The organism is Thauera phenolivorans (genome assembly GCF_001696715.1).
Lineage (GTDB): Bacteria > Pseudomonadota > Gammaproteobacteria > Burkholderiales > Rhodocyclaceae > Thauera > Thauera phenolivorans.
In genome coordinates, this window is record NZ_MBFM01000003.1 from 168,098 (window position 1) to 178,456 (window position 10,359).

Genomic DNA, 10,359 nt, shown 5'->3' on the forward strand with positions numbered 1-10,359 from the left:
CGTCACCGCCTTCGGCCCGAAATCGGGCAGCGCCACGGTCTGTACCCAGCGCAGCACGCCGAGCTTGGATTCCGGATCGCACAGGCGGTTGAGCACCATCAGCCGGATCAGCGCTTCCACGTCCGTGGTGCGGCGCGTGCGGCGGAACACCCGACGCAGCCCCGAGAAACCCAGCGACTTCCACAGCTCGGTCAGCGCCCACACGTTACCGAGCGCCCGCGCGGACTCGAACGACACCGTGGGCGCCGGCGGCTTGGCGCCCATCGGCGCGCGGCCGGTGATCTTCAGCAGGCCGTTGATGACCGCGTCGAGCGACCCATCGACCTGTTCGGCGCGGCCGAGCGTGGCGACGGTGCGCTTCTTTACCCGTCCAGCCTCGTCGCGGTAGGACTCGACGAGTTGGACGTAGCGGCGACCTCCGGAGGTGGTGAGTTTGACGTGCATGATGCCGCCACTTTAACCACCTAAGAAGCGCCGTCAAGCTTGAGGGTTGCTGTTACAAACGTGCCACCACAGCGCTTTTGCGATCGCGGCCGTCAAACCCGCGCCGGCGCTGGAGGCACTTTCCGAAAAGGGGCGAAAATCGGGGTGAAGTGTCGAACCCCGGGGCGCCCAGTCCTTCACCACGATCGAACTCAAGACCAATCACCTCGGTACGGTGAAGGACGGCAGCATTTCCTGTCATGCGACTGCGCAGCATCTCGGGCGCAACACCCAGGTCTGGGATGCCGTCGTGACCGACGAGGCGACCGGGAAGAAGATCGCACTCTTCCGTTGTACCCAGATGATCCTCTGGCCAAAGCCGTAGGGATTCGTCGGCGTCATCCGCCGGTGTTCGGGGGGCCTTGCCCCCAGTCCCGATTCACCGCGCCAGCCCGGCCGAAAACTCAATCCACGCCGAAGCTCTTGCGCGGCAGCCAGAGCGATATCTCGGGGAACGCCATCAGCACCGCCAGGCTGGCGATCAGCAACAGCAGGTAGGGCATGATGCCGCGAACGATCTTCGCCATCGGCGCGTTGGTGATCGCCTTGATCGTGAAGATGTTCATCCCGACCGGCGGCGTGATCAGGGCGATCTCGAGGTTCACCGTCAGCAGCACCGCATACCAGATCGGATTGATTCCCAGGTGGAGCATGGCCGGGATCAGCACCGGGGTGGTGATCAGGATGATGGAGATGGTCTCCAGGAACATCCCCAGGACGAAGATCAGCAGCATCACCGCGATCAGGAAGCTGACCTTGCCGATGTCCATGGCGATGACCAGCTCGACCATCTCCTGCGGAATTCGCATCTTGGTGATCACATACCCGAACACCGAAGCACCGGCGACGATCATGAACAACATCGCCGAGGTGCGGCAGGCGTCGATCGCGGAATGCCAGAGACCGGCGAGGCCGAAGTTGCGATAGACGAACCCCGCGATCAGGATCGCCGCCAGTGCGCCGGCCGCGGCCGCTTCGGTCGCGGTGAACACGCCCGCATACATGCCGCCGAGTACCGAGGCCGGCAGCATCAGGGCCCAGAAGGATTTGCGCACCGCTGCGACGATTTCACCGAACGAGGCCCTGGGCTCGCGCCGGATCGCCACCGCACCGGACGAGGCCTGGATCACGCTCCAGCCGGCGAACAGCAGGGCGATCATCAGGCCGGGGACGACCCCGGCCATGAACAGCGCGCCCACCGAGGTATCGGTGATCACGCCGAACAAAACCATCGGCGCCGAGGGCGGGATCAGGATGCCCAGCGTGCCGCCCGCCGCCACCAGGCCGTAGGCCCACTTGGGCTCGTAGCCGTAGCGGATCATCTGCGGAATGGCGACCGAACCCACGGTCAGCGCGGTGGCGACGCTCGAACCGGATATCGCGGCGAAGAGCGCGCACGCGCCGATCGTGGCGATGCCGAGTCCGCCCGGCAGGTGGCGGGTGAGGGTGTGCGCGGTGGAATACAGATCGTCGACGATCTTCGCGCGGATCATCACGTGCGCCATCAGCGCGAAGAGCGGGATCGCCACCAGCAGGTAGCGGTTGAGCTCGCCGAAGATCACCTCGCTCAGCGCGCCGAGGTCGCCCTGGGTGAATAGCAGCAGTCCGCCGCCGAACAGTGCCAGCCCGGCGAAGATCGGCATGCCGGTGAGCAGGAGGGCGATCATGCCCAGCAGAATCAGCAGGAAAGTCATCGCCCGCTTCCATCCTGCGGCGGGTGGAGCGGCGCGTAGGTGGGCATGCCGCACAGGGTGCGCAAGAGGGCGAGAATCGCCGCCAGGAACAGCAGCGCCCCGCCGATCGGCATCAGCATCTGCAGCAGATACATCGGGATTTCCACCTGCCCGTGCGACATCAGCCCGAGGGTCTTGGCGAAGCTCGCCGTGTTCCAGCCGTCGACGACGAGGAAGCCGGCCGTGACCAGAACCGCGATCATGCTCCACACCGCGGCGATCTTCCTGATGCGTCCCTGCAGCCGTGCCGTCAGGAAGTCCACGCCGATGTGCTCGCCCTTGCGCAGCGCATCGCCGGCCGCGAGCATCACGATCGCGACCAGGACGAAGCCGATCACGTCATCCACCCAGACGACCGGCGAATTGAACAGGTAGCGCATGGCCACCGAGTAGCTGATCAGGCCGAGCGAGGTGAGCAGGCCGAGCGCGGCGAGCCCCATGGCGAACGTGCAGACCCAGCCCACGATGCGATCGAGAACCGAAACCACGGTCCCGATCGCGCCCGGGGCGGATGAGGCCGTCGAAGCCTGATCCTTCATCGCTTGTCATCCACGATAGACGAACTGGCGGCGCGAGCGCCTGCCTACTTCAGGTATTCGACCAATTGCTTCGCGTCCGTCGAGGAGTCGAGAAACTCCTTGACGACCGGCGGCTGCATCACCCTGGCGAAGGCCGCCGCCTGCTCCGGGGTGTGCACGGTCACCTCCATGCCTTTTTCCCGCAACTGGCTCAGGGCGTCGGCAGCGGAAGCCTTTGTCGCTTCCACCGCGCCCGCCTCGGCCTTGGCGGCCGCAGACTCGATGCCCTCGCGCAGTTCCGCCGGCAGATCCTTGAACCACGCCGGATTCACGAAAATCTGGTAATACACGACAAAGAAGGGCGAGACGGTCGCGTACTTCTGCACTTCGTAGTAGCGCCGGCTGTAGCCCGCCGAAATGTCCGTCACCGCGGCATCGATCACGCCGGACTGCAGCGCCTGGTACACCTCGGCCCCCGGCATGGATGCGGGCGCGGCCCCGGCCGCCTCGAGCCCCTTGTCCACCAGCTTGCTCAGGCCGCGGATCTTGACCCCCTTGAAGTCGTCGATTTCGACCAGCGGCGCCTTGTTCGAGGTGAAGATCGTCTGATTGGTGGTGAACAGCCAGGCGATATTCACCACGCCCTTCTCCTGCATCTTCCGCTCGAGCAGCTGCGCGGCGGGCGAGCCGGAGAACTTCATGACCTTGTCGGCATCGCCCATCAGGTAGGGGATGGTCATCGCATTCATCTCGGGGATGGTCTGCCCCCAGTTGAAGTTGGTGACCATACCGGCCTCGACCTGCCCACGCGCGACCGAGGCGTGGTTCTGCCCGGCCTTGAAGAGCTGGTCGGCGCCGAAGATCTGGACGTCGATCTTGCCGCCGGTGTTGTTCTCCACATCGGTGGCGAACTGTTCCACCACCTTGGCGATGTGGTGCGTCGGCGGCAGCGGATGGCTGAGCCGCATCACGTAGTCCGCGGCAAAGACCTGCGTCGTTCCCGCCAGGCAAAGCGCCAGTGCAATTCCGCTCTTCATCGATTTCATCGTGTCATCTCCAGCACGCTCGGTGCTCCGCAAGTCCGTGCGCGGCGTCCGGCTGCAAACCCCTGCAGTTTGCACCTGTCGGCCGGGAAAACTCGACCGTCAGACACCCTCGGCGCCCGCTAAAGGCCGCAAGCCTAACGGTCCGCGCGTGCGCACGCAAATCAGAGATGAAGCGGTGAAAGGCGGTGCAGCGCTGCGCTCAGCGGAACTCGAAGCATTCCTGCCTGAAGCGCGGGCGCCCGCCGGCGCGGTGGCGGGACGACGCACCGCCTCTACGACCGCGGCCACGCAGCGCCGGCGCCCGTCTGCCAGTCCCAGCCCCAGGCGAGGGTGACCAGTGCCAGCAGGGCAGAGAGGAAGGTCTTCATGGTTCACTTCGTGCCGCCGTCCATCCGTGGCGGACGGGGCACGCGGGGAGGGAGTTGAGAGGGGGTGCTCACCGCTTCATCGCCGCCTTCGTTTCCAGCTTGACGACGCTGCCGTCGGCCGGGTCGTTGTACACCTCGACGCGCTTTCCATCCTTGTCCCAGCCGTGCATCTTGTAGCAGTTGCCGTCGGTGAGCTGGAAGCGCTCGATCGTGTAGCCGGCGTCGACCAGCTTCTGCAGCATGTCGGCCTGGCCGATCCCGCCCGCTTGGGGCGCGGCGGTGCATTGCGTGCCGGCGAAGGCGGTGGTTCCGATCAGCAGAGCGGTGGCGGCGACGATCAGGTAACGGGTTTTCATGGTGCTCTCCTTCGTTTGCATGGCATGCCGAGGTGGCATGGTTCGCATCGTGCAGGAGGGGCGCTGAAACCACGCTGAATGGCCGGCAGCGGGATCGGGTCGCGGCGGCCGGCCGGTTCACCGCGGGGGCGCGTGGCGGCAGACGGCAGGGCGACTCAGGCGGTGTCGTCCCGATGCGCCGCGTCGAGCTCGGCGAAGCTCGCTTCGCACTTGCCGGCCAGGTAGCGGATCACCGCGCTGTCGAGCTCGGCGTGCAAGGCCTGTCCGATCTCGTCGGCGAGCGCCGCCACCCGGTGGGCGCCGAGCAGGCCGGCGATGCCTTTGAGATCGTGGGCAAGGGCCTTCGCGGGCGCACGCTCGCCGGCCTCGACATGTGCCCCGAGGCGGGCGAGGTCGGCGCGTCCGGTGTCGATGAAGCGGCGCAGGTGAAGCGCTTCGCCCAGGGCAGGCGGCCGAGTCTGAGGGGGGAGAGCGGGCGCGGTGACGGCATCGGGGGCAGTGTCCTCGCGGGCGCAGGGGAGCCAGTCGGCAAGCACGCCGGCGAGCTGGGTCAGCGTCACGGGTTTGCCCATATGGTCGCTCATGCCGGCGTCGAGGCAGGTGCGGCGGTCTTCGCTGAAGGCGTTGGCGGTGAGGGCGACGATGGGCGTGGTGCGGTAGGCCGGCAGGCGGCGGATCGCGCGCGTGGCCTCCAGGCCGTTCATCGCCGGCATCTGCATGTCCATCAGGATCAGGTCGTAGCGCGGCTGGCCGAGTGCGCAGGCGAGCGCTTCGCTGCCGTCGCTGGCGACGTCCGCCACGCAGCCGAGGGCTTCGGTCATCTCGAGCAGGATTTCCTGGCTGTGGGCATGGTCCTCGACGATCAGCACCCGCCTGCCGCCGAAGTGGGGCATCCGTGGCGCCGCGCGTCGCGGTACCGGCTCGGCCGCGGCCTGCGCGGCGAGTGGCAGGGCGAGCTCGAAGCGGAAGGTGCTGCCGCGGCCGACTTCGCTGTCGACGCGGATGCGGCCGCCCATGGCCTCGACCAGGTCCTGGCTGATCGAGAGCCCGAGGCCGGTGCCGCCGTGGCGCCGTGTCATCGTGCTGTCGATCTGGGTGAAGGGTTCGAATATCCGCTCGTGCATCGCGGGCTCGATGCCGCAGCCGCTGTCGGTCACGCTGAAGTCCAGTCGGGCCGTGCCGGCGTCGCGCTCGAGGCATTCGAGCCGCAGCGTCACTTCGCCCTCTTCGGTGAACTTGAGCGCATTGCCGACCAGGTTGCCGAGCACCTGCAGCAGGCGCGGCTCATCCCCGCTCACGACCAGGGCGCGGGTCGCCGGCGGCGCCTCGACCGAGAGGACGAGCGCCCGGTGGCGTGCCTGGTCCTCGAACTGTCGCAGCAGGCGCTCGAGCAGACCCTCGATGGCGAACGGCTTCGCGTCGAGGTCGAGACGACCGGCGTCGATCTTCGACTGGTCGAGGATGTCGTTGAGGATGGCGATGAGTTGGTGGGCGCTGTCGCGGATGCTGACCAGCTTGCGCTTGTGTGCGGGGTGGGTGAGCTCGCGGGAGAGCAGGTCGACGTAGCCGATGATCGCGTTCAGCGGCGAGCGGATCTCGTGGCTCATGTTGGCGAGGAACACGCCCTTGGCCTCGTTGGCGCTCTCGGCGAGCTGCTTGGCCACGCGCAGTTCGTCCTCGACGCACTTGATTGGCGTGATGTCCTGGATCGTGCCCAGTACCGCCTGCGGGCTGCCGTCGTCGTCCATCGTGTATTCGAACCACTCTTGGACCCACTTCACCCTGCCTTGCACCACCAGGCGGTAGGTGATCTCCTGCAGGCCGGACTCGCGGCAGGCCCGCGCCATTGCGTGGCGGAAGGCGGCGACGTCCTCGGGATGGACGAAGTCGAGGCCGAGGTCGAAGCTCAGCGGAGTGTCTGGCGGCAGGCCGAAGATGCGATAGGTTTCCTTCGACCAGCGCATCGTCCCGTCGCGCAGATCGCGCGACCAGCTGCCGATGTGGGCGACGGACTGCGAGCGCTCGAGCTCGGCCAGGCTCTGCTGCAGGCAGGCCTCGGTACGCTTGCGCGCAGTGATGTCGGTATGGATGCCGATGATGCGTTTCGGCTGGCCGTCGGGGCGGCGTTCGATCAGCTTGCCGCGCGACTCCACCCAGATGTAATGGCCGTCGCGGTGGCGGAGGCGCAGATCGGTCAGGTAGGACGACGTGTGTCCCGCCAGATGGGCCTCGACCGCCGCGGTGATCCTCGGCAGGTCGTCGGGGTGGACGCGGGCGAAGGCGGCTCCGGCGCCCGGATCGAAGCCTTCGAGGCTGTGGCCGAGCATTTCGGCATAGAGGCCCGAGTAGCTCAGCCGGCCGTGCTCGATGTCCCAGTCCCAGACGCCTTGTCCGGCGTTCTCGAGTGCGAACTTCCAGCGCTCCTCGCCCTCGCGCCGCACCTTCTCGCGAACCTGCAGGCTGCGCCTCGTCCGGATGGCAGTGCGTGCTTCGACAAGCAGGTGGGCGCTCATGTGTGAATCCTGAAGACGACGACCGGTCCGGCGCCGGATCGAGGGGCCGTTATTGTAATGGGATGAGCGCCCGGGGTCGCAAGCGGCAGTTGCTGCAGCGTGCTGCGCGCCGCTCGCGCGGGGTCCGCGGGGTGGAATCGGGTCCGGGTTAGAATCGGGTTGAGCTGCGGCCTCCTGCCCTGCGTCTGTCCCTCTTTCCCGGCGCCCCGTTCCCCATGTCTCGCCTCATCCTGCTCAACAAACCCTGTGGGGTGCTCTGCCAGTTCACCGACGAGGCCGGACGGCCCACGCTCAAGGACTGCGTGCCGGTGCCTGGCGTCTATGCCGCCGGCCGCCTCGACACCGACAGCGAGGGCCTGCTGCTGCTCACCGACGACGGCGCGCTTCAGCACCGCATCGCCGATCCGCGCCACAAGCTGCCCAAGACCTACCTTGTGCAGGTCGAAGGCGAGGCCGACGAGGCGGCGCTCGCCGCCCTCCGCCGCGGCGTGGATCTGGGCGACTTCCGCACCCGGCCCTGTGAGGCGCGGCGGGTGGCCGAGCCGGACTGGCTGTGGCCGCGCGATCCACCGGTGCGATTCCGCAAGACGGTGTGCACCAGCTGGCTCGAGATCGTGCTGCGCGAGGGCAAGAACCGCCAGGTGCGGCGCATGACCGCGAAGGTCGGCCTGCCGACCCTGCGCCTGATACGGGTCGCGGTCGGGCCCTGGCGACTCGACGCGCTCGCTCCGGGAGCGTGGCGCGAGGTGGAGGTGCCGCCGGCATTGCGCGGGGTGGCGCACGTGGCGCCGACCGTCAGGCGCGCAGCGGGAGGCGCGGCTAGAATGCGCCCTGGACGGACGCCTGCGGGGAACGGGAAATGAAGGGTGGAACGCTGAAGGGGATGGCGCTTGCCTTGCTGTCGGCCGTGGTCGGCAGCGCCGCGGCGGAGGCGCCGCTGCCGCTGGTGGAGCTGGGGGCGGGCATGTATCGCATCGAGGCGGAGCTCGCCCACACCGACTCCGCGCGGCGCATCGGGCTCATGAACCGCCGCGAGATGCCGGTGCATCGCGGCATGGTGTTCGTGTTTCCGGCGCTCGCCACCCACTGCATGTGGATGCGCAACACCTTGCTGCCGTTGTCGGTGGCCTTCATCGACGAGGCGGGCAGGATCATCAACATCGAGGACATGCAGCCGCAGACCGAGTCCAACCACTGTGCCGCCGCCCCTGCGCGCTATGCGCTCGAGATGAACCTCGGCTGGTTCGCCGAGCGCGGGGTGAAGCCGGGCGACACCCTGCGCGGCATCGACCGCCTGCCGGCGCCGCGCTGAGCGCCGGCCTGCCGGCTCAGTACATCCGTTCCGGCTTCACGCGCGGCGTCATCGTCGTGCCCTTGCGTGCGCGGCGATGGCGCAGCGGCTCGCGCTGGGAGGGCTTGTATTCGAGCCTGACCGGCTTGCTGCCGCGGCCGATGCCTTCGACCGTCAGCACCGCGTCGTCGGCCGGTACCGCCACCGCGGCGAGCGCCTCCTTGTCCTCCAGTCCCATCACGATCACACCTCGGCCGCCGCTCTGGGTCTTCATCTCGCTGCGCGGGAAGACCAGCAGGCGGCCCTGCTCGGACGCGGCGGCGATCCAGTCGCCGTGCGCCTTCGCCGGCGTCAGCACCTTGTCGCCCTTGTCGAGCGTCATGAAACCCTTGCCGGTGCGCTGGCGGGTGGTGGCGTTGGCGAGCTTGCACAGGAAGCCGTAGCCGCCGGACTGGGCGAACAGGTACACGCTCTCCGGGGTGTCGCCGACGACTTGGGCGAGCTTGCCGCCGTCCTGGAACTCGACCAGGGTGGCGATCGGCGCGCCGTCGCCGCGGCCGCCCGGCAGCTCGGACACCTTCACCGTGTAGGCGCGGCCGTTGCTGTCGATGACGATCAGCGGCCAGATGGTGCGCGTCTCGATGAGCGCGAAGCCGAAGTCGCCCGCCTTGTAACCGATGCCCGCGGGATCGATGCCGTGGCCCTGGCGCGAGCGCACCCAGCCGTTCTTCGACACGATCACCGTCACCGGCTCGTCGGGCACCGAGATCTCGGCCGGCGCCACCGGGGCGACCGCCTCGATCAGGGTGCGGCGGTCGTCGCCGTATTTCTTCGCGTCGTCCCGGATCTCCTTCAGGATCAGCTTCGTCATCGCAGGGCGGCTGTCGAGCAGGTGCTGCAGGCCGGCGTGCTCGTCCTTGAGTTCCGCAAGCTCCTTCTCGATCTTGAAGCCCTCGAGGCGGGCGAGCTGGCGCAGGCGGATCTCGAGGATGTCCTCGGCCTGAATCTCGGTCAGGCCGAAGGCCGCGATCAGCGCCGGCTTCGGCTCGTCCGACTCGCGGATCACGCGGATCACTTCCTCGATGTGGAGGAAGGCGATCATGCGGCCTTCGAGGATGTGCAGCCGGCGATCGACCTCGTCGAGGCGGTGGCGGGTGCGGCGTTCGACGGTGACGTAGCGGAAGTCGATCCACTCCTGCAGGATCTGCACCAGGTGCTTCTGCTGCGGCCGCCCGTCGCGGCCGATCATGGTCATGTTGACCGAGGCCGAGGTCTCGAGGCTGGTGTGGGCGAGCAGCACCGCCATGAACTCGTCGCGGTTCTGGCGGCTGGACTTGGGCTCGAGCACGATGCGGATCGGCGCCTTGTCGCTCGACTCGTCGCGCACCGTGTCGAGCACGCCGAGCACCAGCTGCTTGAGGTTTTTCTGCTCCTGCGAGCCCTCTTTCTTCCCGGCGCGCGGCTGCGGATTGGTCAGCGTTTCGATCTCGGACAGCACCTGCGAGGCCGACACGCCGTGCGGCAGCTCCTCGACGATCACCCGCCACTGGGCGCGGGCGAGCTCCTCGATGCGCCAGCGCGCGCGCAGGCGCAGGCTGCCCCGGCCCGAGGCGTAGGCGTCGCGGATCGCCTCGGGCGACGAGATGAGCTGGCCGCCGCCGGGAAAGTCGGGCGCCGGCAGCATCGCGAGGATGTCGTCGAGACCCGCGTCCGGATGGCGGATCAGATGGCAGGTCGCCTCCGCGACCTCGCGCATGTTGTGCGGCGGGATCTCGGTCGCCATGCCGACCGCGATCCCCGAGGCGCCGTTGAGCAGCACGAAGGGCAGGCGCGCCGGCATCAGCTGCGGCTCCTCGAAGGCGCCGTCGTAGTTGGGGATGAAGTCGACCGTGCCGCGGTCGATCTCCGCCAGCAGCAGCTCGGCGATCGGTGTCAGGCGGCATTCGGTGTAGCGCATCGCCGCCGCCGAGTCGCCGTCGCGCGAGCCGAAGTTGCCCTGGCCGTCGACCAGCGGATAGCGCAGCGAGAAATCCTGCGCCACTCGCACCATC

At 68.0% G+C, this 10,359-nt stretch carries 8 protein-coding genes and 2 pseudogenes; 3 read left to right on the top strand and 7 right to left on the bottom strand.

Features of this window, described 5'->3' with window-relative positions; all coding sequences use genetic code 11:
* Nucleotides 1-444: pseudogene (locus BB334_RS18445) on the bottom strand (IS1634 family transposase); the annotation flags it as partial.
* Between the two features lie 172 nt (nucleotides 445-616).
* Here BB334_RS18445 and BB334_RS07675 point away from each other — a divergent pair.
* Nucleotides 617-808 (top strand): annotated as a pseudogene (locus BB334_RS07675) (PaaI family thioesterase); the annotation flags it as partial.
* Between the two features lie 79 nt (nucleotides 809-887).
* On the opposite strand, the gene BB334_RS07680 reads toward BB334_RS07675, so the two are convergent.
* From BB334_RS07680 to BB334_RS07700, 5 genes are all read right to left on the bottom strand, one after another.
* On the bottom strand, nucleotides 888-2,177 hold the full coding sequence (locus tag BB334_RS07680) for a TRAP transporter large permease (RefSeq protein WP_068806719.1): 1,290 nt from the start codon (nucleotides 2,175-2,177) through the stop codon (nucleotides 888-890).
* Nucleotides 2,174-2,704: a TRAP transporter small permease gene (locus tag BB334_RS07685; RefSeq protein ID WP_158014377.1), complete on the bottom strand. Its 531-nt coding sequence runs from the start codon at nucleotides 2,702-2,704 to the stop codon at nucleotides 2,174-2,176. The genes BB334_RS07680 and BB334_RS07685 overlap by 4 nt, the downstream gene beginning before the upstream one ends.
* Before the next feature lie 95 nt (nucleotides 2,705-2,799).
* On the bottom strand, nucleotides 2,800-3,780 hold the full coding sequence (dctP, locus tag BB334_RS07690; protein ID WP_068806725.1) for a TRAP transporter substrate-binding protein DctP: 981 nt from the start codon (nucleotides 3,778-3,780) through the stop codon (nucleotides 2,800-2,802).
* Nucleotides 3,781-4,216: 436 nt separating this feature from the next.
* On the bottom strand, nucleotides 4,217-4,504 hold the full coding sequence (locus BB334_RS07695) for a PepSY domain-containing protein (protein ID WP_068806729.1): 288 nt from the start codon (nucleotides 4,502-4,504) through the stop codon (nucleotides 4,217-4,219).
* 155 nt (nucleotides 4,505-4,659) lie between these two features.
* Nucleotides 4,660-7,017, bottom strand: a complete 2,358-nt coding sequence (locus tag BB334_RS07700; RefSeq protein WP_068806731.1) for a hybrid sensor histidine kinase/response regulator — start codon at nucleotides 7,015-7,017, stop codon at nucleotides 4,660-4,662.
* Between the two features lie 215 nt (nucleotides 7,018-7,232).
* On the opposite strand from BB334_RS07700, the gene BB334_RS07705 reads away from it, so the two are divergent.
* Both BB334_RS07705 and BB334_RS07710 read left to right on the top strand, forming a co-directional pair.
* Entirely contained in the window at nucleotides 7,233-7,880 is a 648-nt protein-coding gene (locus tag BB334_RS07705; protein WP_068806734.1) for a pseudouridine synthase, read from the top strand.
* A complete protein-coding gene (locus tag BB334_RS07710) occupies nucleotides 7,877-8,329 on the top strand; it encodes a DUF192 domain-containing protein (protein ID WP_068806737.1) in 453 nt (150 codons plus the stop codon). The genes BB334_RS07705 and BB334_RS07710 overlap by 4 nt, the downstream gene beginning before the upstream one ends.
* A gap of 16 nt (nucleotides 8,330-8,345) precedes the next feature.
* On the opposite strand, the gene parC is transcribed toward BB334_RS07710, so the two are convergent.
* A partial coding sequence (gene parC / locus BB334_RS07715) for a DNA topoisomerase IV subunit A (protein WP_083200340.1) occupies nucleotides 8,346-10,359 on the bottom strand: 2,014 nt, incomplete at its 5' end.

What these genes read in the sequence shown, in the direction of transcription:
- BB334_RS07680 (WP_068806719.1), bottom strand. Translation starts at nt 2,177, where the DNA reads ATGACTTTCCTGCTGATTCTGCTGGGCATGATCGCCCTCCTGCTCACC.
- dctP (WP_068806725.1), bottom strand. Translation starts at nt 3,780, where the DNA reads ATGAAATCGATGAAGAGCGGAATTGCACTGGCGCTTTGCCTGGCGGGA.
- BB334_RS07695 (WP_068806729.1), bottom strand. Translation starts at nt 4,504, where the DNA reads ATGAAAACCCGTTACCTGATCGTCGCCGCCACCGCTCTGCTGATCGGA.
- BB334_RS07700 (WP_068806731.1), bottom strand. Translation starts at nt 7,017, where the DNA reads ATGAGCGCCCACCTGCTTGTCGAAGCACGCACTGCCATCCGGACGAGG.
- BB334_RS07705 (WP_068806734.1), top strand. Translation starts at nt 7,233, where the DNA reads ATGTCTCGCCTCATCCTGCTCAACAAACCCTGTGGGGTGCTCTGCCAG.
- BB334_RS07710 (WP_068806737.1), top strand. Translation starts at nt 7,877, where the DNA reads ATGAAGGGTGGAACGCTGAAGGGGATGGCGCTTGCCTTGCTGTCGGCC.